Raw genomic sequence first — 24,019 nt, forward strand, 5'->3', positions numbered from 1 at the left:
GCGACAAACCGATCTCCTCGCCGGCTTCTTCGCCAACACCGGCATGACCCTCGACCCGGAACTACCGTGACGACGCGAACCTCAGCCTTTCAACCTCTGTAGCGGACATGGAAGATTCCGCGTCCATGGACACCGCGGTCCCTGCTGACGGACACGACGAATCCGTGCGGGCGGACAACGGCGCTGACGGTCTGTAACTGGCCCCTCGGGCCGATGAACAGCAGGAGCGAGATTACGCGGCGGTCCTGGAGGATTGCGATCGGATGCTGCCGCACCGCTTCCGCTTCTCGGCGCGATAGACGCGCCTGTGGTGCGGGTCGGCTTGCCACTGAATTCCTTCGGCCACTGCCCCAGAGTCGGAAGAGCCGGCACCTCGAGCCATTAATGATGATCGCTCCTCTGGAACCCATCCTCCAACACTCGGTGTAACGGCAAGCGCTGAAAGATCTTTCGTGCACGTGTCCGCGGATCTGGACTATCTCGTGTCCGTCAACAGTGCGCGAAGCTGACTTGAGCAGCGAGCTGGTGTGCGCGTCGGCGACCTAGGCCAGCGGCCCAACGGAAGCGCTGCGGTTACGCGGGTAGGAGGTGGCGTGGTTGAGGGCGTGCCGGGCGCCGCCGAGCGAGCATGCGCCGATGTTGAGGCGGCCGCCGTCGAGGGCGCCATAGCGATCGCGAAGCCGACGCCCTCCGCGCCGAGCAACGCGGCGCCGGGCACACCGACTGCGTCCAGGATTCTTTGGTGGATAGGCTGGGCGCTTCAGCCCATTTTGGCACCGTTCGGCCCGGACGACGACCCTTCCGCTTTGATGCCGACCTCGACGAGGGCCGCCGAGATCCCGGCGTTGCCCGTTCGGTAGTGACGAGGCACCTTTTTTGGCCCCCTCCCACCGAAGGCAACGCAGCGCCTCCGAGGCATGAAGCGTTCTAGCTACAGCAAGCGACGACGGCAATTGCGGATGCTGACAGTCTGACACTGGTGGGATGATCACGGCATGGACGCGAGGCCGCTGACACAGCGAGAGCGAGCTGTGCTTGACGCCCTTCTGGCGGTTGACTTCCCTGACGTTGCGACCCTGCGGCGCCAGGCGATGGAAGTAGTCGTCGTCGACGCCTGCGGCTGCGGGTGCCCGTCCATCGACTTCCAGCATGGCCGCGGGCTCGGGATGACGGTACGAGCCAATGCGGGCGTTCGAGGCTCCCACAACGGTCTGTTCCTCTACACGATTGAGGATCCGCAGCGCGGTGAAGTCCTCGGCGGCATCGAGTGGGTCGGCGTCGAGGAGACGGACCCGGACGAGCTCCCATCGCCGGAGCTACTGGACATCGAGGCTGCTTGACGGAAGAGCCCGCCCACCCGCCTGCAGGCAGGTCCGGATGCTGGCTGGGCTGAAACCGGTACGCCGTCACGCGTCCCGAACTCGCAACACCTCAATACGCGATGCCGTCAGTATTTCCGCAGATCAGAGCACTGATCAGTTGATGTGGTACTCAAAGGCGTTCGTTTTGGCGTCACCGTGATGCGGATGCGAACGCGAGTCTGACTATCTCCGCGGGCTCGGGCATTGGACCGCTGTGCGAGTTCCTGAGGGTGCCTGTCCCGGGAGGGCCGTTCCCGCACGACAATGCGGCGGACGGATTCGAGCGGGATCTGCAGCGCCGGACCCTGGCCATGTATGCGCGCAGCCTCGCCGGGATGGCGGCGGTGACGGCGGTGCTCGGTGCGGCCGCGGTCGCGTACCGGATGCACCGGTACCGATAGCGGCGGCCGCGGAGTATCGACACGGCATCACCTCACGCCGGCAGTTCGTCAGGCACCCGCTCATCCGGGATCCGGGCGGCCGCTCATGCGTTACCGTCGATGCGTGATTGAGCTGTGGTATCAGTCCGGTGACCTGGCGCGGCTCCGGTTCGCCCGGTCTCCCATGCAGGAGCTCATGACCAGCATGCTCGTCGGGCGCCGTACCGATCGAGCGCGGATGCACCAGCCGTGGGCGCGCTCGGTCCGGGGCTCCGTCGCTGCTCTGCGGCTCGATCTGCTGCGGCCGCTGCTCGACGACCCGCGGTACTTCCCGGATTTCCTGACACCCACGCCCGGGCGGATGGACACCCGGTTCACCGACGAGCTGGACCGGCTGCGTGCCACCCCCGCCGCGGTCGTACGGTCTCAGCTGGAGCTGCTCGGCGGCGCCGCGCCGCCGCCGGACGCGCTCCGGTCCTTCTATGACGATCCCGATCGCCAGCTCGGCCGGCTCGCCGCCGAGATCCAGTCCTACTGGGCGGCGGCGATCGAGCCGATCTGGCCGCGCCTGGCCGCGCTGCTCGACGCCGAGATGGACTATCGGGCCGACCAGCTGACCTCCGGCGGCATCGTGCGCCTGCTCGGCAACCTGCACCCCGAGCTGGAGTACGCGCCGGATGCGTTGCGGATCCGATGGCCCACCTGGCAGACGCAGGGCCGGCTCGACGGAACCGGGCTGACTCTGGTGCCGTGCGTGTTCGTGTGGCCCGCGCTACTGGTCGACATCGATCCGCTGGCGCCGAAGCTGATCTACAGCCCGCGCGGCGTGGGGCAGGTCTGGGACGGCTCGGCCCGGCGCCCGGCACTGCCCATCGCAGACCTGCTCGGACGCAGCCGGGCGACACTGCTGGCGAAGCTCGATCTGCCGCTGTCCACGACGCAGGTCGCCCGCGAGCTCGGGCAGAGCCCTTCGTCGATCAGTGAGCACCTGTCCGTGCTGCGCCGCTCCGGCCTGGTCACCTCCCGGCGATCGGGACGCTCCGTGCTGTACCAGCGCACCACCCTCGGCACCGAACTGCTGGGTGCCGCCGCACCCGGCGATCATTCGGCGAGGAGCGAATCGTGGAGCCGCCGCATCGGTTGACCGACGATCGTCGGGACAGAGTCTCGAATCACGGAGGTCGACATGCGTACGAAAAAGGCATTGTCCTTGGCGGCAGCTCTGACGCTGGTGACGGCGACGTCAGCGGCGGCAGCACCGGCGTCAGCGGCACCGGCGCCAGCACCGGCGCCCGAGCGGGCATTGAGCGGTGGCGGCTGGGAGCCGACCAGCACGCCGCCGTTCGTCCTCCCGGCCGGACAGATCTGCCCCTTCGAGCTGAAGGGCGACATCGTCGCCGACCGCGAGTGGATGCGTACGGTAGCCACCTTCCCGGACGGCAAGCCGCAGGTGCAAGACTTCGCCGGTGTGCTGGTCATCCGGTTCACCAACACCAGCAACAAGCGCTCGGTAGTCCGGGACGCGACCGGCACGATCCGGGTCTACCACCTGCCGGACGGCACGAGGATCCAGCAGCTACACGGCCACAACGCGCTGCCGGTGCGGGCGGCCAACACAGGGTTCCCCGGCGGTGACTACATCACCAGCGGCGACTTCGTCGTGATCGACCGGCCGGGCGGCGTCCGGGAGGTCCCGGTCCGGCTCGGCAAGATGGAGAACCTTTGCAAGACCCTTGCCTGACGGGCCGCCCGGCTCGTTGTACACGTAGGTGAACGCTGGGATGGCCGCCCCGCGGCCGACCGTGGCCATTCCAGATCCTGCGGCAAAGCCGGCGATCCACCCAGTTGCCCGACGACCACGTCGCCGGCCCCGGCTCGATGAAACCGGACGGCGGGACGCAACAGCCCGATCCACCTATCTTCGTGACCGTCCTTCGTTTCCATTTCCACCAGCCCGCCAGCGTGGCGCCGTACTTGCTGGTCAGGTCCTTGATGGCCAGGCCTTCGCAGCCGGCGGCGTGGTAGGTGTCGAACCAGTCGCGGGCTTCGTCGGGGTCGCGGGTAGCCGGGCACAGTGTCAGGCCGGGCGGGTTACCGGCGAGGAGTTCTTCCCGCAGTAGCCGGCGCTCGAGCAAGGGCCGGTCGAGAAGTTCGTGGCCGTCGAATTCGAGCAAGTCGTAGACAATGTACGAGGCGGGGTGCGTCAGGTCTTTGAGCTGCCTCGATAGCAAGTAGATCCGGCTGCTTCGGCGAATGCGAGGCATCTCCAGCCGTCGTTCTCCAGACTCCCGGTGTCTCGTGAGACACCGGCAGTCTGGCGGCAGGCGTCCTCGAATGGTGTCGATGAGGGCGTTGGCGGCCCTGGTCGGCATCACGTGCCTGGCCTGAACAGCGGTTAAGGCCGCGCGTCGTCGACGGAGAGAGTCAGTTCGGCGAGAAATGCTCTCGCTGCCGGGGTGAGGGAGGAGCGGTTCCAGATCAGGTGCTCGATGCGGGTGGGTGCGTCGCGGACAGGGACGGTGGCTATTCCGGTCAGGTGCGGGGTGTACATCGACGCGAGCAGGGCGACGGCGAGGTTCTCCCGGATGAGTCGGAGCATCAGGATGTCGACGGTGGTGACTTCGAACGCGACCTGCCGGTGCACTCCCGCGGAGGCGAAAGCGAGATCGGATTGGGCGCGTCCGGCCGTTCCCGCTGGGAGGTCCACGAATGCTTCCGTAGCCAGCCGGGCCAAGTCGATCTCGGTTTCGGCGGCGAGCGGGTGGTCAGGGGCTACCACGGCGACCAGCCGATCGTGGGCCAGCTGTTTACTGGCGACTCCTTCGGGTCGGGTGGTCACGGGCAGGCCGAGAAAGGCGAGGTCGATCGCGCCGGCCTTGACCTGTTCGATGAGCTGCTCGCTACTGCCGACGCGTAGGCCGATTCGGACCTGCGGGTACTTGTTGTGGAAGGCGTGCAGCGCCGAGGGGATGTCGACCGCCGCGACAGTGGGGATCAGGCCGACGGTGAGCCGCCCGCGGACTTCGCCGATGGCGGCGGCGACCTCGGCGACGGCGCGCTCCGCAGCGTCGAGGCATTGCTGCGCCACCGGTAGAAACGCCTGTCCCGCGAGGGTGAGCCGGACCCGTCGGCTGGTGCGTTCGAAGAGCCGGGTGCCGAGTTCGCGTTCCAGGCGGGCGATCTGGTGGCTGAGGGCGGACTGCACGACGAGGCACCGTTCGGCGGCCCGCGTGAAGCTGTTCGTCTCCGCAACGGCGACCACGTACCGCATCTGCTGAAGTTCCATTGATCCATCGTGATTCGCGATCGCTGGTGTGACAACGATGTGTTGGACTCATCGCTGCCGTGCGTTGAGGCTGAACACATGAAGATCTTGGTTACCTCGGTGACCGCCCTCGCCCCCCTGGTGTGGGGAACGACGTACGTCGTCACCACCGAACTACTGCCGCCGGGCCATCCACTGTTCGCCGCGCTCGTGCGGGCGCTGCCGGCCGGGCTGATCGCGATCGCACTCACCCGTACGCCGCCGCGGGGAACCTGGTGGCTGAAGGCCGCGACGCTGGGGCTCCTGAACATCGGATTGTTCCTTCCCCTGCTGTTCGTCAGCGCCGAACGGCTTCCCGGTGGTGTGGCCGCCACCCTGGGCGCCGCGCAGCCGCTGCTAGTGGCGGTCCTCGCGGTGGCGGTACTGCGCCAGAGCCCGTCGGCGTGGCACTTCGCCTGGGGGATGGTGGGGATAGCCGGTGTGGGCCTGGTCGTGATCGGACCGGCCGCGGGCTTCGATCCTGTCGGCATCGCGGCCGGTCTCGCCGGGACGAGCGTGATGGCGCTCGGCGTGATCCTCACCAAGCGCTGGGGCCGCCCGGACGGGGTCGGCCCGACGGCGTACGCGGGCTGGCAACTCACCGCGGGCGGGCTGTTCCTGCTGCCGCTGACCTGGATATTCGAGGGCGCCCCGCCCGTCGTCGACGGACCCGCCACGCTCGGCTATCTCTGGCTCGGACTGCCCGGCGGCCTGATCGCCTACATCCTGTGGTTCCGCGGCATCACCACGCTGCCGGTCACCTCCGTCGCCGTGCTGGGCCTGCTGTCGCCGATGGTGGCCGCATTGCTGGGCATGGTCCTGCTCGACCAGGTGCTGCGTCCGGTCCAACTGCTCGGCTTCGTCCTCGCCCTGGCAGCGATCGTCGCCGCCCAGCTCACGCCACACAACCTGAGCCCCCAACCCACTCTGGAAAGGATCAACCGTTGAAGATCACTGTTGTCGGTGCCGCCGGGATGGCCGGATCACGCATCGTCGCCGAGGCCCGCCGTCGAGGACACCACGTCACCGCCGTCCTGCCCGGCCCCCGGCCGGACACCCTGCCTCCCGAGGTCACCGACGTACGAGGGGACGCCACCGACGTCGAACTCATGACCAAGCTGTTCGACGACGCCGACGCGGTCGTAGGCGCCACCCGGCCGGCGCCTGGCGCGGAACACACCGTCACCGCAGTCACCGCGGCCCTGCTCGACGCCTCCGCCGCGGCGAAGACACGGATTTTGTTCATCGGCGGGTCCGCGCCGCTGCTGGCACCCGGCGGCGGGCTGGTGTTCGACGCTCCCGAATACGTACCGCCTGCCTGGCGCACCATCGCCGCCGCCAGCATCGCGCAACTGGCCGCCTGCCGCCCGCATACCGCCGACTGGACCTACGTCAGCCCGGCAGCACTGTTCGAACCCGGCGTTCGGACCGGACAATACCGGCGCGGCGGCACGTCTCTAGTCGTGGCTCCGGACGGTACCTCGCGCATCTCGGCGGAGGACCTCGCCGTCGCCGTGCTCGACGAACTGGAACAACCGGCGGAAGAACGGCACTTTTCCGTCGGCTATTGACAGCAACATGCTCGCGGCCGCCTGCCCAGCGCACATCGTGCGGGTGCCAAGCTCACCTGAAACACATCCGAGTCTCTGAATAACCGTCGTGCTTGGCCTCGTACTGCACGGTGCCCCGCGCTCGGATGTCGAGCAGGTCGCGCACGGGAGCATGGCGCGCGGGTAACGACAGGCTCTACGGCGACGTCGGCGGGGACGACCTCCATGGTGGACTGGGCCGAGACTACCTCGACGGCGGTGCGAACCACGACTGGCTCTATGGTGACGACCCCTACCTGGGGGCCGTCGCAGCGGATGTTCTGCTGGGTGGTTCTGGCACCGACGTGGCCAGCTACACCGGCCACACGAAAGCCGTCGTCATCGACGCCGATGGTGTCACCGGTGACGACGGGCAGACCGGTGAGCGCGACACCATCGGCGGTGACGTGGAGTCCCTCTTCGGCGGCTCGGGCAAAGACCGGATCACCGGAAACGCCGGGGACGGCTCGTTCATGGGCGGCGACGGCAACGACACGATCCACGGCGGTGCCGGTAACGACTGGGTCGTGGGCGGCGACGGCCAAGACAAACTCTACGGCGACGCCGGCGACGACTCCATGGACGGCGGCGACGCCGACAATACGGAGCTGCCGTTCGCTGACCTGCTCAACGGGGGCAGCAACACTGCCAGTGGCGACCACTGCGAGAAGGCGAAGAAGGACACGCTGGTCGGCTGCGAGAACTGACGACAGCATCGGCACCGGTCGCGTTCGACCGGTGCCGTGCCGCGTTCGGCGCGGTCCACGGCGGTGCCGAGATCCTTGGGATCCCCCTCATCGAATACGACGCGCCCGTGAACACGCCAGGACCGAACGCGGCCGACGTACCCACGACCGACCCGGACGCGTTCCAGGCCTTACGTCACCAAGCGACACACCTACCGCGGCGCGGCCTCGTACCCGGCCTGCTAATCCCCGACGACGATCACCAGCTGAGGCCGACGAGGTCTCGACCACACCCTGAACCTGCACCCGCCCGCCGGCCTCGACGCACGGTCGGACTCGGACGGCAGGCACCTTACGAGCCGTGAGCAGATCACCAACCGCGCGACAGGGCGCCGGTGACCAACCGATAGCGGGACTGTACGAATGGCCGCTCCGCCGGTCGCTCCACAGTCGCTCATATGTTCCGCACCCTGACCGGACGTACCCGGAGGGGGCCGGATTTCGTCGGCGTCGAGCATGGTGGTGACGAAGGTGTGGTGCAGCATGTGCGGGTGCATCTTCGGGATCCGCAGGTCGGCGGTCTCGGCCAGGTGCTTGAGACGGCGGGTCGCTGCGTGCCGGTCCATTCGGGTGCGGGCGATGCGCAGGACCGGACCGTCGTCACGCTCGTCGACGGCGCGGTCGATAGCCCGGGCCACCGCCGGCAGTAGCGGTACGAGAACGACCTTGCCTCCTTTGCCGCGGACTTCGAACACGCGATGGCCGTGTTCCTCGCCGAGGTCGGCGATGTTGGCGCCGCAGGCCTCGAAGATCCGCAGCCCGAGTAAGCCCAGCATCGCGACCAGAGCGAAGTCGTTGATGTTGGCTGACACTCGGGCGGTGGTGATGATCGCCTCGAACTGGAGATGGCTGAGGCCGAGGGTGGGTGACTCGGGTGGGACCAGTGGCCGGCGGACGTAGTCGGCGGGTGAGTGCGGCAGGATCTGGTCGATGACGCAGACGCGGTAGAAGCCGATCACCACGGACAGCCGCCGGTACACCGTCGACGGCTGGTACAGCCGGACGTCCGGAGCCTGCGCACGTAGCGTTCGATGTCGGTTCGTGCCGCGTGCAGCGGGTCCAGCGATTGCGTAGCTGACCAACGCAGGAAGACTTTGAGGTCGGAGTCGGTGTGCATCCGGGACTGCCGGTGCCGCGGGTGCGGTCAACATCGTGGGCGTCCGAACTGGCGGCCCGGATGCTCGCCTCGTGGATGCGGTCGGCAGGTGCGCCGTCAGCCTGCTCGGTGGGCGGCACCCGGGCAGTCAAGCGTTGGCCGGGCGCCTTCCGCACCGGTGTACACGATGTGATCGTGACACGAGGATCAGGCGGGCCAGATCCGTAGTAGGTATTGCTCCGGGCCGGCTAGCTTGGCGTACTCGGCTTCGGAGCCTTCCTCCAATTCGTCGGCGTCCCAGAGTTCCTGGGCGGCTGCGGCGGCTTGGTCACGCCCGCGATGCGACGCTGTGATCCGGTACATGCCCGGGCCTTGCGGCAGGTCGATCGCTTCAATGTCCCCGGGGGAAAGCGGGATGGGACCGTCGGAGATGTTCTCCACGCAGAGTCGTCCGCCTGGAAACTCCAGGGTCAGTTCCCGGCGTCCTTCCCAGTCTTCACCGGCCTCGGTGTTCGGCGTGCTGTTCCACAGCTCGAGGTTGACCACGATCTGCAGGGAATCCTGAGCCGCCTTGAGCGCCACCCGCCAGCGGCTGGCGCCGATGATGGCGTCCTCGGAGTCAGTCACGCACTGCTGGAAGTCTACTTCTTGGGCCCCCGACAGCGACGGGTCAGCGATGATCAGCCGCCCGTAGTACGGGAGAGCCTGGCCACGGTACGTGCCTAGCAGCGGCATGTTCAGCCTCCACTGTCCGCGTTGGGGCGGGCCGTGCTCGCGGCCCGCCCCAACTTTACGATTTACGGTGTGATGTTGACGAAGAAGGCGTCGCGGTCGATGAGGCGTTGCGCGTTGTAGAACGCGCCGAGCCGTGAGCCGGAGGTGCAGTTGTCGAGGCCCTTGATGGGGCGAACCGACACCCTCGGCGGAAGCCCGGGGTTGTCGGCGCTGCCCGTAGCCGCGCCCTCGTAGGTGGTGCAGAAGGGGTACTCGTCACACTGTCGGCCGCCCGTGGCGTAGTTGGGTCCCCAGGTCTCTTTGCAGAAGGCGATCGAGGCGCTGCGGTTGGCGTCCTGCAGGGGTTTGTCGACCAGCCGGTGCAGGGGTTCGGATCCGCCGGCTCGGCCGGGGATGGACTTGTTCGGCCAGCTGGGGAACGTCCGTTGCGGGTTGAGTTGCGCGTCGCGGATGTGCAGGGCGCTCTGGTTGACGGCCGGATCGCTGAGGGAGAACGACAGCGTCGGCGTGAAGTCGATCAGCGCGGCCCCGTGGGCGGGTGACATCGTTCGGCCGCTGTCGAAGCGTGTGTTGGTCTTGAAGTTGGTCGGGAGCAGACCGGAACGCACGGGAAGCGTGCCCACCTCGAAGGTGTATGTCGCGAGATTCTGCACGACGTTGTCCGGCGCGGCCCCGGTTCCGGCCGGGCTGGAGAAGAACATGTCGTAGTCGGGGCTGTTGGCCCACTCGTCCAGCGTCCGGGCCGGCTCGGTCGGGCAGATCATCATCGCCGACGGGAAGCATCCGGTTGGAATGAGGTCGATGTGCTGGTTGGGCCAGTCGATGACATTGCCCGGGACGGTCGAGACGATGGCGTCATTCCCCGGGATGGTCAGCCGGACCTGGGTCTGCCGGTTGGCGCGGTCGGCCCAGACGAGAATCGAGTAATCGAAGGTGATCTCGCCGGCCACCGTGTTGTTGCCGGTGTTGATAACGAGGCCCGACGTCGTACCGCGGATGCATTGGCGGAATCGATCGGCGAGCCAGCCGTTCGGGGTGGTGAACGCCTCCGACCGTTGCCGGCACTCGGTTCGGAGGTTGTCGGGGTCGGGGGCATGTGCGGCACGGCTCGGCGCGATCGATGACCGGTACCGCACCCGGTTCTCGGCGAGTTCCCGGCTCACCTCCGCGGAGAGCTGGCCCCGGTTGGGTTCTTACGCCGTTCGCGTTGGCTCTGTGTGCCTGACTCTAGGGAGGCGGGCCGTGCTAACCCATTGACTGGGGGCGGGGTGCGATGTGCGGCGCCCCGGCGCCGCTACCTCGAGCCTGGGCATTGATCCTGGGAGCGCTCCCATGCGACGATGCTGATCGATATCTTTCGGCGTGAGGACGAACCATGCGCTTCAGTGGAGCACCAGGCCGCGCAGCGGTCGCGATGACCGCAATGGCCGGACTGCTCGCCGGCGTCATGGCGCAACCGGCCGCGTCCGCCGCGGTCGCGGCGCTCCCGTACCAAGACCCCGCGCTGCCGGTAGCCACCCGAGTCACCGACCTGCTCGGCCGGATGAGCCTGGACGACAAGGTCGGGCAGATGACGCAGTCGGAGCGGGGCACGACGACTCCCGCGGATATCACGTCCTATCGGCTCGGTTCGGTGCTCTCCGGCGGCGGGTCGGTGCCGTCGCCGAACACTCCGGCCGGCTGGGCCGACATGTACGACAATTACCAGCGCGGCGCCCTCGCCACGCCGCTGCAGATTCCGATCCTGTACGGCATCGACGCCGTGCACGGCAACAACAACGTGCCCGGTTCCACCATCTTCCCGCACAACATCGGCCTCGGGGCGACCCGTGACCCCGCCTTGGTGGAACGGATCGGCCGGGCCACCGCCGAGGAGGTCACCGGCGCGGGTCAGGACTGGACGTTCGCGCCGTGCCTGTGCGTGGCCCGCAACGACCGCTGGGGCCGCACCTACGAATCGTTCGGCGAGAAGCCGGAGATAGCCACGGCGATGACGACGATCGTCGGCGGCCTGCAGGGAGTCCGCCTGGACGGGCCCGCCTCGGTGCTGGCCACCGCCAAGCACTACATCGGCGACGGCGGTACCACCGGCGGCACCGATCAGGGCGACACCCGGATCAGCGAGGCCGAGTTGCGCGCCGTCCACCTGCCGCCGTTCGCCGCCGCGATCGAACGCGGGGTGGGATCCGTCATGATCTCCTACAGCAGCTTCAACGGCACGAAGCTGCACGGCCACCGATACCTCATAACCGACCTGCTCAAGGGAGAGCTGGGGTTCACCGGCTTCGTCGTCTCCGACTGGGCCGCCATCGACCAGCTTGACGGCCAGCGCGACTTCACCCGGGCCGAGGTGGTCACCGCGGTCAACGCCGGGCTCGACATGATCATGGTGCCGACCGACTGGAAGATCTTCGTCGGCCACCTGCGCGCGGCCGTGCAGGCCGGAGAGATCCCGATGGCACGCATCGACGACGCCAACCGGCGGATCCTCACCAAGAAGTTCGAGATGGGGCTCTTCGAGAAGCCGTACGCCGACCGCAGTTACGCCACGACGATCGGCAGCGCGGCGCACCGGACACTGGCCCGCCAGGCCGTACGCCAGTCTCAGGTCCTGCTGAAGAACGCCGGTGGGATCCTGCCGCTGGGCAAGAGCGGCGGCAAGATCTTCGTGGCCGGCAAGAGCGCCGACGACATCGGCAACCAGAGCGGCGGGTGGACGCTGAGCTGGCAGGGCGCCAGTGGCAACACCGTGCCCGGCACCTCCGTGCTCGCCGGCATCCGCGCCGCCGTGGGCAGCGCGACCACCGTTACCCATCAGCGCGACGGCATCGGCGTGGACAGCACCTACCGCGCGGCAATCGCCGTGATCGGGGAGACACCGTATGCCGAGGGCCAGGGCGACCGGCCCGGGACGATGAGTTTGGACGCCGACGACCTCGCCACCCTGTCCCGGCTGCGCGCCACCGGCGTACCGGTCATCGTGGTCCTGGTGTCGGGCCGCCCGCTGGACGTCGCCTCGGAGATCGGGGAATGGGACGCGCTGCTCGCCGCATGGCTACCCGGCAGCGAGGGCGCCGGCATCGCGGACGTGCTGTTCGGTGACTACGCGCCGACCGGCAAGTTGCCGGTGACCTGGATGCAGTCGGCCGCCCAGCAGCCGATCAACGACGGGGACGGCAAGACACCCCTGTTCCCGTACGGCTACGGGCTGACCTACTCGGACACCACACCCGCAGACACCACCGCGCCCAGCGTGCCCGCCCAGCCGGCCGCGACCGCGGTGGGCGCCACCAGCCTGACGCTGACGTGGCCCGTGGCGACCGACACCGGTGGCAGCGGGATCGCCGGATACGACATCTACCGGGACGGCGCCTTGGCCGGCTCGACGAACACCACCTCGTACGCCGTCACCGGCCTCAGCCCCGCGACGTCCTACGAGTTCAGCGTGGCGGCGCGAGACGCGGCCGGCAACCGCTCGGCCCGGTCGTCGGCCCTGGTGGTGACCACCGCGCCCGGCGGCACACCCGCCGCGTCGTGCCGGATCAGGTACACCACCAACGATTGGAACTCCGGATTCACCGGCTCTGTCACGCTCACCAACACCGGGTCGACGGCCCTCAACCCGTGGACGCTGACCTGGACCTTCAGCGGCGGCCAGATAGTCACTCAGTCGTGGTCCGCACGGCTGGTGCAGACCGGTTCCACGGTCACCGCGAGCGGTGAGGCCTGGAGTTCCGTCCTGGCCCCGGGGGCGACGGTCACCTTCGGCTTCAACGCCTCCCATCCGGGGGTCAATCCACGGCCCGCTGCGTTCACCTCGAACGGCGTCACGTGCGCCGCAGGGTGAGGGACCCGGACTACGCGACAGCAGGGTCGGCGCTCGTCCGGATGGTCGTGCCGTTGAGCAGGCGGACGGAGTGGACCAGCCCGACAGGACTGAAGGCCCGCGGGGGTGTTGCCCATGTGGCGGCCGGGCGCCGGGTCGTACTCCGCGGCGAGCAGGCCGACGGGCTCCGTTGCGTTGTTCGATCGGCAGACGCGTTCAGCCCGGTCAGGTGGCGTGGTCAGATCGCCGTGGCGAGGTCAGCGAACGCGGCGGCGACTCGCAGGCGAGGGTGTTCGTCGACGGCGAGTTCGTAGTGTCCACGGCGTAGGTTCTGGACGAGGGCGTGGCCGGTGATGACCGTTTGGGCAGTGCGGTCGGTGCGTAATCGGCGCATCGGTTTGAGCCGTTGGTTGAGCCGGCCGTGATCGGCCTCGACAGGATTGTTCGCATACCGTTCGACGTGATGCCAGGCGGCCGGGATCAGGTCGGTGAGCACGGCAGGGTAGACCGGTGCGGCATCGGTCACCACCTCGACCGGCACCGTCTTGAGGGTAGTGAAAGCCCGGCGAAGAACCTTCGGGTCGCCACCGCGTCCCCACGGGTGGTCAGCAGCACGTCGATGACCTGGCCCTGCTGGTCGATGGCCCGGTACACGTACCGCCAGACGCCGTTGACCTTGACGTAGGTTTCGTCGACGAACCAGCGGTCACTTGCGCAGTGCCGGGCGAGCCGGGCGGCGTCGCCCAGCAGCGGAGCGAACCGTTGCGCTCACCGGTATACGGTTACGTGATCGCCTCCACGCCGCGCTCGGCGAGTAGTTCCTCGACGTCGCGGTAGGACCGGTTGTAGCGCAGGTACCAGCGCACCGCCACCACGATCACCTCCAGCGGGAAGCGGAAGCCCGCGAACGCTGACAAGGAGGAGACCACTGACGTGCACGGGACTGCAGATCTCACCGGTCAACCATGCCTGACCGTCCGAAGGACCTAACCGGAACCGCAACACCGATCGCTCAACGCAATAGCGCGCTCCGGGTTACCAGGCTGCCGATCTACCATCAGCGGCTGGTCACCGGGGATGCCGTTCCTCGCAGGAGATCAGGACGTCTTCGGGTTGGCCCGGCCAGCAGGTGTCGTGCTCGGTGCCGCCGTCGAGGCGGCTCATGCCCGTCGTGACCATCAGGATGTCGGCGCCGGCTTCGCCGTACAGCTGATTGCGTCCCGCCCATCCGTACAAGCGGTCGTCGCCGCCCCCTCCGTGGATGACGTCGTCGCCGCCGTGACCGTCGATCTCGTTGGCGGCTGCGTTACCTGTCAGCCGGTCGTTGAAGTCGGTGCCGTTGAGGTTCTTGACGTCCGCACCGACGGTGTCGTGTTCGCGAGGCAGTCCGTCGTCGCCTGCGGCGCCGTCCAGGTCGACGGTCACCGCGCTGCGGTAGATCGAGTAGTTGACGGAGTCGCGGCCGGGCCCGCCGAGCAGGACGTCCGCGGCGGCCGCCCGGCTGTCCACGTCACCGGTGAGCCAGTCATCGCCCGCCCCGCCCTCGAGGCGGTCGCGGCCGGCCGATCCGAGGAGGCTGTCGTTGCCGCTGTCGCCGTACAGCCGGTCGGCGCCGCCGTCGCCGTACAGCCGGTCGGCGCCGCCGTCGCCTTGGAGTACGTCGTTGCCGTTACCGCCGCGGATGACGTCGTTGCCCGAGCGGTTCGGTCCGTTGATGCAGTCGCTGTCACCGAACACCAGGTCGTTGCCGTCACCGGCGGAGATGTAGTCGGAGCCGTCGTCGCCGTAGATGTGGTCGTCGCCGCCTCGGCCGTAGATCTTGTCGTTGCCGGCGCGTGTCTGGGCGCAGATCGCATCGGCACGCAGATCGTCTGCCCGGGAACCGCCGACGAGGGTGTCGCTGCCGTGCCCGCCGTCGGCTTCCATCCTCAGATCGCTGTTGTTGACGACGGAGTCGTTGCGGTCATACAGGCCGACCCGGATCCGCGTGCTCCATCACTCGGGGTGTTCGCCATTGCGGGCCCGATCCCGCCCATGGCCGCTCACCGGTCGAGACGCCATGGCGCCGAATCCGACGTGACCTCGGCAAGGTGCCGGATGAGGACATTGCTGGGTTGCGGATGTCCACCATCGCGACCATGCAGCGGGCCGAGACCGTGATCGCGCACGAGATGGCCCACGCGATCGGTCCGCACATCGTCGGCAGCCTGCAGACCGATCCGACGCCGGAGACGGTCGGTATGGATCAGCCGTCGTGGGTCGTCGAGGGCTTCGCCCGCTGGATCGACCACATGACCCGGCCCGGCTCGGCCGACCAGGGCGCGGCCTACGTGCGCCGCAACAGGGCCAGGTACCGGCCCACTGACGGCATCGTGCCGAAGAACACCGGCTTCTACTCCGACGACCCGGCCCGTACCAGCTTCAACTACGAGATCGGTGCGGCGTTCTTCTACGCCGCGGAGAAGACCAGCAACCGGCAGAAGGCCACCGACCTGTATATCGCGTTGAGCGGCATCCCGGAGCTGACCAGCCTGGACCGGATGTTCCTCGACGGCAACATCCGCGGCGTCGGCATCGAGCCGGACAGGTTCTGGACCACCTACAAGAAACTGGTCACCTGACCAGACGCCTGTCGAGCCCTGTGTCCGACACGAGGTGGGAAACGGTGCCGTAGGGCTGAGTCTGGCGGGGCGGCCAGCCGATCCATCGATCGGTTACGCTGCGATCGGTTTCGATCATGGGGGTCTGGGATGGTCTTCAGTGCGGGTCTTCGTCGCGGCCGTGGCGGCGTGCTGGTCGCCGCAGTCGTGTCCGGCATGGTGGCGGCTGCGGCAAGTCCGGCTCTGGCGGATCCGCTGCCGGATGTCACGGCGCCGGTGATCGTCGACCTCGGGGTCGAGCCGGGGCAGCTGATCCCGCGGTTGTTCCGGTTCACGCCGGTCGTGACCGATGACGTCGGTGTCGCCAAGATCGAGGGCCTACTCGCAGGCCTGCCCCATCAGGTGTCCTGCGGGGCCGTGTCCTGCACGGTGGACACCAACGGGGTGCCGCATGACGCGGAGGTTGCGCTCAGTGTGTGGGCGCTCGACGCGGCCGGGAACAAGAGCGAGGTCGTGACGACCACGGTGCGTATCGACAAGGTGATCGGGTCGGTGACGCTGTCACCGCGGGCGGGAACCGTCATGCCGGCCGGGCCGGTGACCGTGCGGCTGTCGGGGATGGCCGACGACATCGTGAAGGTCGAGATGACCACGGCATTCACCGGTGGTGAGGTGCTGGCCACCCGCACCGAAGGGCCGTGGGAGTTCACCTGGAACGCCGTCGCCGGCAAGGAAAGGCTGCACTTCCGGCTCACCGACCGCGCGGGCAACACCGGCACCCAGGACAGCTACTACGTCGTCGACGACCAGGCACCGATCATCGAACGCGTCGACTCGGTCACGAGCTTCTCGCCGGCCCGGCTGGATCTGGGCGGCGGCTGGGTCGGGCAGTCCAGTCAGCTGCGGGCCACGATCCGCGACAAGTCGAAGATCGCCCGCTTCGCATGGCGGGTGAACGGCCAAGCCGCATCGAGTGATCCCCTTCTCGTCTGGCACCCCGCCCGTCTCCCCGGTCCCACGGCTGAGGTATCCCTACAGGTCTGGGACACGTTCGGGTTCACTTCGTCGACGTCGTTCACGGTCAACCTGGACAAGGACGCCCCGGCCATGACCGTCTACCCCGCCGAGAGGGCACTGATCCGCGGCACCTCATTCCGGACCTGGGTTAAAGCCACCGACGCGCGCGGCGTCGCCTATGTCGCCCTGCAAGCACCCGACAACCCGACCGGATCGCGGGCCGCAGCATTGACGGTGCCCGCCGGCCGCGACGGGGCACGCACGATCACCTGGCTCGGCGTCGACAACCACGGCAACAGCAGACTCGCCCAGCGCATGGTGATCGTCGACAACACGGCGCCGTCGGTGGCCTACAAGAAGGCGCCGAAGAACCTGACGAAGCTGAAGAAGAGCACCACGCTGACCGCCACGGTCGGCGACCGCAACGGCGTCGCCCGCGTGCAGCTGCTGGTCAACGGCAAAGTCGTCGTGACCGACACCACCGTGGCCTACAGCTTCACGCTCAACCCTAAGAAGTACGGCAAGAAGTTCACCGTGCAGATCCGCGCCTACGACAAGGCCGGCAACGTCAGATACAGCCCCAAGCGCACCTACCGCCGCTGATGAGGGAACACGCTGATCCGCCGACGGCGTCCCGCCCGCAGTGGTGACCGGGGCTCGGCGTCCCGCCCGCGGTGGTGACCGGGGCTCGGGGGAGACACCGCCGCGATCAACACCGGTGCCGTGCACGAGCCGAGGTGACTCGGATGAGCGATGCTGGCCGACGGGCTCGATTGTCACGGGGAGGCCGCCCCAGTGTGCTCGGTCAACCTGCCGCCTCCGCTTTGTCGTACCCCCGTGCTTCGATGCCGTCGTTGAAATTCGCGGGGTGGGGAGAGTGTTGTGGGCGCGTCTGGTTGGAGTTACTACGTCGAGTATCAGCCCAATCTGAGTAAGGCCCTCGCCGAGTTACGTACGAGGGTTTTCGAGGATGGCGACTATTGGTGGGCCGAGCCGTACGAGTTCGGCGAGTCCGCGAAGAGCTTCCCGAACCGGCCGCGGACCGAGGACGAGTTGTGGAGCTCGGAGTCGGTCCAGGAGTCCGGGACCCACTCGATTCTCGACATGCGTGAGATGGTTCGACCGGGTGAGCAGCCGACCTTCGGCACGGTGGAACCGGTCAGTGAGGCGGAGGCGCTGCAGTGTGCCGGCGTGACGAGGTTGACCCGCGCACACGTGGCCCAGTTGCAGGAGCTGATGCTCGAACGATGGTTGGGTCGATGTGCGGTGTTGCACGACGACGCGGGCCAGCCGTCCGAGATCTACTTCTGGGGATACTCCGGTGACTGAGTCAGGCCGAGGCCGAGAACCGAATCGTCGCTCGCGGTCCGCAGGATGAGGTCAGGGCGTGCGCCTGCTCCCAGGTGTCGGCGGATCGACGCCGCCGGCTGACCAGCCGCACCTCGTCGATTCCAGGCATCGCACCGCGTCAGCCATCGGTCCGGCCTTGGAGGGTGTGGCCGGTTGCCCTCGCCGGCGCGATGGCCGAACTCAGGACTCAGTCATCCAGGCCGTTACAGAGCGCGGTCGAAGTGATCATGGAGAATGTCTTGCCTGTCGTACTCCGGCGTACCGGATTCCTCATCGCGGTCCCACTGGCCGCCTCACTCGTTGCCGATCGTCGTGCGGGCACTTCGATCATGGCGGCGGGGTTGCGGCCGGCGGCCCGGCGCACGTAGCAAGGAACGATGACGGAGAACTTCGTGGTGGCGCCGCCGTGTGGGACGTGCGGTAAGCGGGAGCGACGCATCGAGCTGGTCCCGCCCGGCGGGCTGCCGCTCGACTGGGACACCTGGCCGGATTCCTCCCGCGCCCTCGTCCAACAGCGCCGCGGCGACGGCTGGTGGATGGTCTTCTCCGGGATCGAGGGTGGCAACGGCCACGGCGACCCCCTCACCACGGAGCGGGCCGAGCGGATCCGAGCCGCGTTCGCCGAGCCGTACCAGCATGCCCGGGTGCGAACCGCCGACTTCTACGACGATGCCGGGATGTGTGGCCCGTGTGGACAGTTCTACTGTGAGGTCCACTGGAACCCCACGGTGTCCGGCCTGGGACGGTGCCCCGGAGGCCACACCAAGAGCCTCAACCCGTTCTGGACCTCGGCTTTCGACGACTGAGAACGCCGTTGCCGTGGTTCCGTGAACGGGCGTCTTCACCAAGGTCATCGATGTTACGATCCGACGCCCCCGATCACTCCACAGGACGCCGAGAGTCGGGGGCATCGGGGAGAGATAATGCATCGCACCGTCCGGGCGTTGCTGTCCGCGGACGTTGCCGCGGTGAGCACCAGCACCTTCCTCGTCGGAGTTCCGGCCGCGCCCGCGCAGGCCGCGAACTACGGCGATGTCCCACTGACTTTCTGGTCCTACACCGACAAGGCGCGACCGGCCACGCCGAACCCGAATCCGTCCGGTGACTTTCTCATCGGCACCAGCGAGGGTTCGACCGGTCGCGCCTACTTCACTTGCGACCTGACTCCGCTCAAGGGGCAGGACAACGATGCGGCCCGGTCCTCATGACCGGGCCGCATCGCCGTTCCGTTCCGAGAAATCAAATATGAACCGGCCGCCGGCGACCAACTGACGACAGGGAGCCTCGTATCGTGACCGAACTCCAGGACCTGCCGGTCGAACTCGAGGCCGGCGAAGGTCGCGTGGCCGCCACCGCAACCCACGACGGCCACGTCGGCACCGCAGTGATCGAGCGGCACGGCAGCCCGGCGAAGGCCGGGCACGTCCCGATCGGCACCCGCGATGCCAAGTCGCTGACCATGCTCGTGGACGGGGACGAGGCCGTTCTGCGTCCCGGGCCGGGCCGGTACACGCGGGGGTCGTACAAGGTGCGGGTGCGGCACGGCTCGGTGTCCTACATATACCGGCCGAAGAGCCCGGACACCCACCGGCTCCTGCGCGACGGCGTACGGCTGGGTGACTTCGAAGTCCGCAAGGACGGCACCATCGACGTCACCTGGCACGAGGGCGCGGAACCGACCGCCACCGACGCCGCCGTGGGATACGCCCTGGCCGCCGCGTTCGGCACGGGTGCGCAGTTCTTCATCATGATGATGCTCGACGTGGTCGGTCAGGTTCCCGACTGAGGCCGCCGACGACCATGTCCCGCCGGATGACGATGTCCGGATTCCCCAGTGACGCTGACCGATGGAGTGTCCGGTCATACCTAGGACATTGCGGGCGGTTGATGGGTGGCAACCCCGGCTCGGGGCGGGGGCGCCCGGAGGCGACATCGCCTACCGGACGGAACGGTTGTTCCGCCGAAGACGTCGCTCGCCATGCCGCGCTTGCCGCCCTCGGTGCCGCTGAGCCGGAGCCGCACTGACCGCCGTAGAGCGCAGCCTCTGCGGTGCCACCGACTCCGTCACCCCGGCCGCGGTCAGTCCGAGTGCGGCGATCTTGCGCGTGAGACTCGCACGAACGAATCCCCCTTTCTGGTGCCGGATGCTTCGGCCCGGACGCTGGCATGCTCCGGCTGCAGGGAGGCGGCAGATCGCCGTCCCTGGATCGTCCGCCGGCGAATCCGGAGAATGGATGCGCAGCTCAGGGGGCAATAAGGGCCTGAGATTGTCAGACCCTGTCGGTAGGGTGAGCGGGCACGGCGGCCGAGGGGGTCGCAACCTGACTCAATCGGGCTAAACCGGAACGTCGGAAATTTCGGTCTCACCGTTGGGGTGTATTCGCTTGGGGTCACGGCCCCGGCGTGCCAGGGTCGGAGTCGGGCCGCGTTGGGCGCGGTCGTTGAGATCGGAGATTGATTTGTCGGTGTACGACCCAGGGCAGCTGCTGGCCGGTCATCGGTCCGCGAGCATGCTGACGGCCCTCGTCCAGCGGGGCGGCCGTCCGGCGGCGGTGAGTCCCACGATCCCGCTCCGGGCCGGCGAGAAGCAGTTCGGTTGGTTCCCGGTCGACGTCATCGGGGGCGGCCGGCGGCTCGCGGTGATCACCAACCAGCGGTTGGTGCTGGGCGACGAGTCCTTCGCGTTGCGGTCGGTGACGGGGTTGCGTCCGCAGCCGGACGACTGGGCGCTCACCCTCGACATCCGGGGCCACGGGACGGTGGAGATCATCGGGCCGTGGGTGCCGTGGCTGAGCGTGGTGCTCTGCGCCGAGATTCACGGCGCGGCGTGGCCACCCGGATACGCGGTCGTCATCCCCGCACCGCGGCGGGCGAGGCGCCTCGTGACGGTTCAGTAGACCCAGACACGGGTTTTCAGCGGGATCGCCTCGTTGTTCCAGAGCCAGTTCATCGCGGCGATTGAGACGCGGGCGCAGCCGTGTGACGCCGGGTACGGCGGGACGCTCGGGGCGCCGTGCACGGCGATGCCGCCGTTGAAGTACTTCGGGCGCCACAGCAGCCCGAGAGGGGCGTTGCGCCAGCCGTCGATCTGGCGACCAACCTTGAACTTCCCGCGCGGGGTGTCGGCCAGGAACGTCTCGCCTTCCTGCTGGTAATACTCGTTCGAGCCGGTCGACGTGTTGAAGGTCCGCGTGACCTGCCCGTCGGTGACCAGGAGCAGCAGCTGCCGTTTCAGGTCGATCTCGATCAGAGTGCCGCTCGTGGAGCGCGCCTTCGGGCGTACGCCCTGGTCCAAGGCTTTTCGGGTTTTCGGTCCGACGGATCCGTCGCGGCCGAGACCGGCCGCCTTCTGCAGTGCGTAGACCGCCTGCCGGGTGGTGTCACCGAACTTGCCGTCCGCCTTGCCGTTCCAATACCCCAGCTCGGTGAGGCGCTGCTGCAGCGCCAGCACATCGGCGCCCTTGGCACCGGCTTTCAGCTTCCTCCGGGGCTCGGACGGGGGCGGCGCCGGTGTGGTCGGCGCCGCGGAGACGGTGGGCGCGGGAGCAGGCTGCGAGACCGGGGCCGAAGCGGTGGGCACAGGCTCCTGCGCCGTCGGCGTGTTCGTCTCACAGCCGACGACGAGGGTCAGCGCCACCACGGCGGCGATCGTGGTCGCCAGAGCTCTACGCACAGGTGAAGTCTAGAGACTCATTCACGACCGTCCACCGATGAACAGCGGCCGTCCACTCGGCCGGGTGGCGTTCCGGGTACGGCGGAAAAAGAGCCGAGTAGGCTTTGGCTATGTCATGGAAGGCGAGCGCGCGGCACGGCGTACGGGAGGCGCCCGGTGGATTCGCCCTCGTTCAGGAGTTGTTGAACACTCGTCCGGCGATGTCCTATGCGTCTGATCTGCTGGCCGGCGTCGATGAGGCCCAGTGGTGGGTGACCGACGCGCTCGGTCTGTGGTCACACGTCTCCGGCCTTCCGGGACCGACCCTGCTGCTCTCCGCCGCCGATCTGCGCTCCATGCGCCGCCTGCGGACGGCGTTCGAGCACGTGCTGACGGCCGGCGCGAGTCCGTCACCCGACGACGCCCTGCTGCCGCCCGCCGACGTGCAGGTGAGCCTGGTGCCGGACGCGGCCGGATGGGTGCGTGTGGTGCCGACCGGCCGCGGGGTCCGCTGGCTGGCGTCGGCACTGTGGGCCGAAGCGCTGCTCGCTCAGCAGGCGGGGCTCTGGCCCCGGCTCAAACTCTGCAACAACCAGGCCTGCCGGGCCGCTTTCTTCGACACCTCGCGGAACAACAGCGGAGTCTGGCACGACGTCAGCACCTGCGGAAACACGGCGAACCTGCGTGCTTTCCGGGAGCGGCGGCGGCTGCTCGGCCACGAACATCACTGAACCCCGGCGGGAACTCGGCGAGGTTTCTGGGCGACTATCAAGTCATGGCATGTGAGCGGTGGCGCGAAATGCTGTCCGCGCAGCTGGACGGCGAGGACGACCCGGTGATGCGCCCGTTGGTCGACGAGCACCTGGGCGGGTGCGCCGGCTGCCGGGACTGGCTGGACCGGGCGGCGGCGGTGAACCGGATGACCCGGACCGCCGCGGTGCCCGACGTTCCGGACCTGACGGCGGCGATCCTGGCCGCTCTGCCGGAGCAATCGGCGATTCCGCGCCGGCGGCGTCTGCCGGTGGCCGCCCTGCTGTACGTGGCCCTGGCCGTGGTCGGCGCCGTGCAGCTGATCCTCGGGCTGACCCAGGTCGGCGGCGGGGTGAGCGCCGGGCACGCGCACAACGGGCTGGGCGCCACCCAGGGACATCTCTGGCACGAGTCGGCGGCGTGGAACGTCGCCGTCGGAGCCGGTTATCTCTTCATCGCGCTGCGCCGCACCCGGCCGACCGGCCTGGTGCCGATGCTGACCGCCTTTGTCGGAATGCTGCTGCTGATCTCGGTCACGGACCTGACCGGCGGCCGGGTCGATGTCGACCGGCTGATCGGCCACGGCTTCGTGATCGCCGGATATCTGCTGGTGGTAGCACTGGCCCGGGGCATCGGCGGGGAGATGCGGCCGCCCGGCGCACGGATGGGCACCGGCTGGCGGGCACGTTTCGACACCGACACCGATACCGGCACGACAGGTCCGGAGGCGCCGCTGCCCGGGCTGCGGCTGCTGCCACCGCCGCGCGGCCCGCTGACCGCGCGGCATCACGAGGGCCATCGGGCGGCCTAGAACTCAGCGGGCGGACGGGCGGACGGAGAGTTCACGCCACTCGTCGGGACCGTTGAGCAGGCCGCGGATCATGTCGAGGGCCGCGTCCTCGCTGTCGTACTCGAAGAAGTGCGAGACACCCTCCGAGCCGCCGGCGCGCTGTTCGACATACCACTGATCACCACTGGCCCGTAAGTAGACGTCCTTGCGGGCGAGGCTGCCCCACTTGCCGTTCCACCAGTGCTTACGCTGCTCCATCCCGGCACTGTATCGAACATGTGTTCGAACGGTGCCGGGAGGGCGGATCTTTTTCAGTACTTCTGCGGCGGCTCGGGCTGGCGGCCCAGTACCTCGTCCAGGGCGCTGTTGGAAACCTGGTGGCCCTGGCCGCGCAGCATCGCGTCACGGATCTCGGTGAGCAGCTTGACCTCCTCGCTGGGTGCCTTCGGCGGCGGCTCCTCGCCGCGACGGCGGCGCTCGGCCAGCACATTGAGCGGCATGACCACGAGGAAGTAGAGGACCGCGGCGGTCAGCACGAAGGTGATGATCGCGTTGATGAACGACGCGTAGTCGAACTCGACCTTGTTGACGTAGAACTTGCCAGCTTTGAGGCCTTCGCCGCCGCCCAGAAGCTGGATCAGCGGCTTCAGGAACGCGTTGGTGAAGCTGGTTACCACGGTGGTGAAGGCAGCACCGATGACGACACCGACCGCCAGATCGACGACGTTGCCGCGCATGATGAAGTCTTTGAAGCCTTGGAACATCTTGCCCATGAACACACTCCCGAGCCGGATTCAGTCCGGGACGGGGTGCCCGCCGCCGG

At 68.2% G+C, this 24,019-nt stretch carries 27 protein-coding genes and 1 pseudogene; 17 read left to right on the top strand and 11 right to left on the bottom strand.

Annotation, left to right across the window (positions count from 1 at the left end; all coding sequences use genetic code 11):
- The first annotated feature begins 995 nt into the window (after positions 1-995).
- The 4 genes from AB0G04_RS20475 (at position 996) to AB0G04_RS20490 (ending at position 3,482) form a co-directional block, all read left to right on the top strand.
- A complete protein-coding gene (locus AB0G04_RS20475) occupies positions 996-1,340 on the top strand; it encodes a hypothetical protein (RefSeq protein WP_360984682.1) in 345 nt (114 codons plus the stop codon).
- A gap of 200 nt (positions 1,341-1,540) precedes the next feature.
- Complete coding sequence (locus AB0G04_RS20480; RefSeq protein ID WP_360985381.1) at positions 1,541-1,762, top strand: sulfotransferase; 222 nt, start codon at positions 1,541-1,543, stop codon at positions 1,760-1,762.
- Between the two features lie 103 nt (positions 1,763-1,865).
- Entirely contained in the window at positions 1,866-2,885 is a 1,020-nt protein-coding gene (locus tag AB0G04_RS20485) for a helix-turn-helix domain-containing protein (protein ID WP_360984685.1), read from the top strand.
- A 42-nt stretch (positions 2,886-2,927) separates the two neighbouring features.
- A complete protein-coding gene (locus AB0G04_RS20490; protein WP_360984688.1) occupies positions 2,928-3,482 on the top strand; it encodes a hypothetical protein in 555 nt (184 codons plus the stop codon).
- Here the strand turns inward: AB0G04_RS20490 and AB0G04_RS20495 are convergent.
- Together AB0G04_RS20495 and AB0G04_RS20500 are read right to left on the bottom strand one after the other, a co-directional pair.
- Positions 3,382-4,113 carry a hypothetical protein gene (locus AB0G04_RS20495; protein WP_360985384.1) on the bottom strand — a complete coding sequence of 244 codons (732 nt, stop codon included), beginning with the start codon at positions 4,111-4,113 and terminating at the stop codon, positions 3,382-3,384. The genes AB0G04_RS20490 and AB0G04_RS20495 overlap by 101 nt on opposite strands.
- A 23-nt stretch (positions 4,114-4,136) precedes the next feature.
- Entirely contained in the window at positions 4,137-5,027 is an 891-nt protein-coding gene (locus AB0G04_RS20500; protein WP_360984691.1) for a LysR family transcriptional regulator, read from the bottom strand.
- Positions 5,028-5,105: 78 nt separating this feature from the next.
- Here AB0G04_RS20500 and AB0G04_RS20505 point away from each other — a divergent pair, with 78 nt between their 5' ends.
- The 3 genes from AB0G04_RS20505 (at position 5,106) to AB0G04_RS20515 (ending at position 7,341) form a co-directional block, all read left to right on the top strand.
- Positions 5,106-5,993: an EamA family transporter gene (locus AB0G04_RS20505; RefSeq protein ID WP_360984694.1), complete on the top strand. Its 888-nt coding sequence runs from the start codon at positions 5,106-5,108 to the stop codon at positions 5,991-5,993.
- A complete protein-coding gene (locus AB0G04_RS20510) occupies positions 5,990-6,616 on the top strand; it encodes an NAD(P)H-binding protein (protein WP_360984697.1) in 627 nt (208 codons plus the stop codon). Before AB0G04_RS20505 ends, AB0G04_RS20510 begins: the two co-directional genes overlap by 4 nt.
- 125 nt (positions 6,617-6,741) lie before the next feature.
- On the top strand, positions 6,742-7,341 hold the full coding sequence (locus AB0G04_RS20515) for a calcium-binding protein (RefSeq protein ID WP_360984700.1): 600 nt from the start codon (positions 6,742-6,744) through the stop codon (positions 7,339-7,341).
- Between the two features lie 221 nt (positions 7,342-7,562).
- Here the strand turns inward: AB0G04_RS20515 and AB0G04_RS20520 are convergent, their stop codons facing one another.
- The 3 genes from AB0G04_RS20520 to AB0G04_RS20530 all read right to left on the bottom strand — a co-directional run bounded on the left by AB0G04_RS20520 (position 7,563) and on the right by AB0G04_RS20530 (position 10,374).
- The gene (locus tag AB0G04_RS20520; RefSeq protein WP_360984703.1) at positions 7,563-8,339 is read right to left on the bottom strand and encodes a tyrosine-type recombinase/integrase; all 777 of its coding nucleotides are present in this window, start codon (positions 8,337-8,339) and stop codon (positions 7,563-7,565) included.
- Positions 8,340-8,683: 344 nt separating this feature from the next.
- The gene (locus tag AB0G04_RS20525) at positions 8,684-9,211 is read right to left on the bottom strand and encodes a hypothetical protein (protein ID WP_360984706.1); all 528 of its coding nucleotides are present in this window, start codon (positions 9,209-9,211) and stop codon (positions 8,684-8,686) included.
- Between the two features lie 62 nt (positions 9,212-9,273).
- On the bottom strand, positions 9,274-10,374 hold the full coding sequence (locus AB0G04_RS20530; protein ID WP_360984709.1) for a hypothetical protein: 1,101 nt from the start codon (positions 10,372-10,374) through the stop codon (positions 9,274-9,276).
- 212 nt (positions 10,375-10,586) lie between these two features.
- On the opposite strand from AB0G04_RS20530, the gene AB0G04_RS20535 reads away from it, so the two are divergent.
- The gene (locus AB0G04_RS20535) at positions 10,587-13,058 is read left to right on the top strand and encodes a glycoside hydrolase family 3 N-terminal domain-containing protein (protein ID WP_360984712.1); all 2,472 of its coding nucleotides are present in this window, start codon (positions 10,587-10,589) and stop codon (positions 13,056-13,058) included.
- Positions 13,059-13,275: 217 nt separating this feature from the next.
- On the opposite strand, the pseudogene AB0G04_RS20540 reads toward AB0G04_RS20535, so the two are convergent.
- The 3 genes and pseudogenes from AB0G04_RS20540 to AB0G04_RS20550 all read right to left on the bottom strand — a co-directional run bounded on the left by AB0G04_RS20540 (position 13,276) and on the right by AB0G04_RS20550 (position 14,963).
- Positions 13,276-13,691: pseudogene (locus tag AB0G04_RS20540) on the bottom strand (DDE-type integrase/transposase/recombinase).
- Between the two features lie 128 nt (positions 13,692-13,819).
- Positions 13,820-13,954 carry a hypothetical protein gene (locus AB0G04_RS20545; protein ID WP_360984714.1) on the bottom strand — a complete coding sequence of 45 codons (135 nt, stop codon included), beginning with the start codon at positions 13,952-13,954 and terminating at the stop codon, positions 13,820-13,822.
- Positions 13,955-14,105: 151 nt separating this feature from the next.
- Complete coding sequence (locus AB0G04_RS20550; RefSeq protein WP_360984717.1) at positions 14,106-14,963, bottom strand: calcium-binding protein; 858 nt, start codon at positions 14,961-14,963, stop codon at positions 14,106-14,108.
- 194 nt (positions 14,964-15,157) lie between these two features.
- Here AB0G04_RS20550 and AB0G04_RS20555 point away from each other — a divergent pair, with 194 nt between their 5' ends.
- The 7 genes from AB0G04_RS20555 to AB0G04_RS20585 all read left to right on the top strand — a co-directional run bounded on the left by AB0G04_RS20555 (position 15,158) and on the right by AB0G04_RS20585 (position 20,901).
- On the top strand, positions 15,158-15,658 hold the full coding sequence (locus AB0G04_RS20555; protein WP_360984720.1) for a hypothetical protein: 501 nt from the start codon (positions 15,158-15,160) through the stop codon (positions 15,656-15,658).
- Positions 15,659-15,787: 129 nt separating this feature from the next.
- Entirely contained in the window at positions 15,788-17,257 is a 1,470-nt protein-coding gene (locus AB0G04_RS20560; RefSeq protein WP_360984723.1) for an Ig-like domain-containing protein, read from the top strand.
- Between the two features lie 279 nt (positions 17,258-17,536).
- Positions 17,537-17,983 carry a hypothetical protein gene (locus tag AB0G04_RS20565; RefSeq protein WP_360984726.1) on the top strand — a complete coding sequence of 149 codons (447 nt, stop codon included), beginning with the start codon at positions 17,537-17,539 and terminating at the stop codon, positions 17,981-17,983.
- 398 nt (positions 17,984-18,381) lie between these two features.
- Complete coding sequence (locus AB0G04_RS20570; protein WP_360984729.1) at positions 18,382-18,810, top strand: hypothetical protein; 429 nt, start codon at positions 18,382-18,384, stop codon at positions 18,808-18,810.
- A gap of 117 nt (positions 18,811-18,927) precedes the next feature.
- Positions 18,928-19,212 carry a hypothetical protein gene (locus AB0G04_RS20575; protein ID WP_360984732.1) on the top strand — a complete coding sequence of 95 codons (285 nt, stop codon included), beginning with the start codon at positions 18,928-18,930 and terminating at the stop codon, positions 19,210-19,212.
- Between the two features lie 83 nt (positions 19,213-19,295).
- Entirely contained in the window at positions 19,296-19,790 is a 495-nt protein-coding gene (locus AB0G04_RS20580; RefSeq protein WP_360984735.1) for a hypothetical protein, read from the top strand.
- A 679-nt stretch (positions 19,791-20,469) separates the two neighbouring features.
- Entirely contained in the window at positions 20,470-20,901 is a 432-nt protein-coding gene (locus AB0G04_RS20585) for a hypothetical protein (protein ID WP_360984738.1), read from the top strand.
- On the opposite strand, the gene AB0G04_RS20590 is transcribed toward AB0G04_RS20585, so the two are convergent.
- Entirely contained in the window at positions 20,895-21,677 is a 783-nt protein-coding gene (locus AB0G04_RS20590; RefSeq protein WP_360984741.1) for a L,D-transpeptidase family protein, read from the bottom strand. The genes AB0G04_RS20585 and AB0G04_RS20590 overlap by 7 nt on opposite strands.
- 110 nt (positions 21,678-21,787) lie before the next feature.
- Here AB0G04_RS20590 and AB0G04_RS20595 point away from each other — a divergent pair, with 110 nt between their 5' ends.
- Complete coding sequence (locus tag AB0G04_RS20595) at positions 21,788-22,387, top strand: CGNR zinc finger domain-containing protein (protein ID WP_360984744.1); 600 nt, start codon at positions 21,788-21,790, stop codon at positions 22,385-22,387.
- A 44-nt stretch (positions 22,388-22,431) separates the two neighbouring features.
- Positions 22,432-23,217, top strand: a complete 786-nt coding sequence (locus AB0G04_RS20600) for a zf-HC2 domain-containing protein (RefSeq protein WP_360984747.1) — start codon at positions 22,432-22,434, stop codon at positions 23,215-23,217.
- Between the two features lie 3 nt (positions 23,218-23,220).
- Here AB0G04_RS20600 and AB0G04_RS20605 read toward each other — a convergent pair whose 3' ends face one another.
- Positions 23,221-23,454 carry a hypothetical protein gene (locus AB0G04_RS20605; protein ID WP_360984750.1) on the bottom strand — a complete coding sequence of 78 codons (234 nt, stop codon included), beginning with the start codon at positions 23,452-23,454 and terminating at the stop codon, positions 23,221-23,223.
- Positions 23,455-23,507: 53 nt separating this feature from the next.
- The gene (mscL, locus tag AB0G04_RS20610; RefSeq protein WP_360985387.1) at positions 23,508-23,960 is read right to left on the bottom strand and encodes a large conductance mechanosensitive channel protein MscL; all 453 of its coding nucleotides are present in this window, start codon (positions 23,958-23,960) and stop codon (positions 23,508-23,510) included.
- Between the last annotated feature and the right edge of the window lie 59 nt (positions 23,961-24,019).

It is taken from the genome of Actinoplanes sp. NPDC023801 (genome assembly GCF_040639655.1).
GTDB lineage: Bacteria > Actinomycetota > Actinomycetes > Mycobacteriales > Micromonosporaceae > Actinoplanes.

Excerpts from the sequence above, each read along its gene's own strand:
- AB0G04_RS20595 (WP_360984744.1), top strand. The coding sequence starts at position 21,788 with ATGTCATGGAAGGCGAGCGCGCGGCACGGCGTACGGGAGGCGCCCGGT.
- AB0G04_RS20600 (WP_360984747.1), top strand. The coding sequence starts at position 22,432 with ATGGCATGTGAGCGGTGGCGCGAAATGCTGTCCGCGCAGCTGGACGGC.
- AB0G04_RS20475 (WP_360984682.1), top strand. The coding sequence starts at position 996 with ATGGACGCGAGGCCGCTGACACAGCGAGAGCGAGCTGTGCTTGACGCC.
- AB0G04_RS20605 (WP_360984750.1), bottom strand. The coding sequence starts at position 23,454 with ATGGAGCAGCGTAAGCACTGGTGGAACGGCAAGTGGGGCAGCCTCGCC.
- AB0G04_RS20550 (WP_360984717.1), bottom strand. The coding sequence starts at position 14,963 with ATGGAAGCCGACGGCGGGCACGGCAGCGACACCCTCGTCGGCGGTTCC.
- AB0G04_RS20570 (WP_360984729.1), top strand. The coding sequence starts at position 18,382 with ATGACGGAGAACTTCGTGGTGGCGCCGCCGTGTGGGACGTGCGGTAAG.
- AB0G04_RS20560 (WP_360984723.1), top strand. The coding sequence starts at position 15,788 with ATGGTCTTCAGTGCGGGTCTTCGTCGCGGCCGTGGCGGCGTGCTGGTC.
- AB0G04_RS20495 (WP_360985384.1), bottom strand. The coding sequence starts at position 4,113 with ATGCCGACCAGGGCCGCCAACGCCCTCATCGACACCATTCGAGGACGC.
- mscL (WP_360985387.1), bottom strand. The coding sequence starts at position 23,960 with ATGTTCCAAGGCTTCAAAGACTTCATCATGCGCGGCAACGTCGTCGAT.
- AB0G04_RS20575 (WP_360984732.1), top strand. The coding sequence starts at position 18,928 with ATGCATCGCACCGTCCGGGCGTTGCTGTCCGCGGACGTTGCCGCGGTG.
- AB0G04_RS20555 (WP_360984720.1), top strand. The coding sequence starts at position 15,158 with ATGTCCACCATCGCGACCATGCAGCGGGCCGAGACCGTGATCGCGCAC.
- AB0G04_RS20505 (WP_360984694.1), top strand. The coding sequence starts at position 5,106 with ATGAAGATCTTGGTTACCTCGGTGACCGCCCTCGCCCCCCTGGTGTGG.
- AB0G04_RS20535 (WP_360984712.1), top strand. The coding sequence starts at position 10,587 with ATGCGCTTCAGTGGAGCACCAGGCCGCGCAGCGGTCGCGATGACCGCA.
- AB0G04_RS20500 (WP_360984691.1), bottom strand. The coding sequence starts at position 5,027 with ATGGAACTTCAGCAGATGCGGTACGTGGTCGCCGTTGCGGAGACGAAC.
- AB0G04_RS20525 (WP_360984706.1), bottom strand. The coding sequence starts at position 9,211 with ATGCCGCTGCTAGGCACGTACCGTGGCCAGGCTCTCCCGTACTACGGG.
- AB0G04_RS20515 (WP_360984700.1), top strand. The coding sequence starts at position 6,742 with ATGTCGAGCAGGTCGCGCACGGGAGCATGGCGCGCGGGTAACGACAGG.
- AB0G04_RS20490 (WP_360984688.1), top strand. The coding sequence starts at position 2,928 with ATGCGTACGAAAAAGGCATTGTCCTTGGCGGCAGCTCTGACGCTGGTG.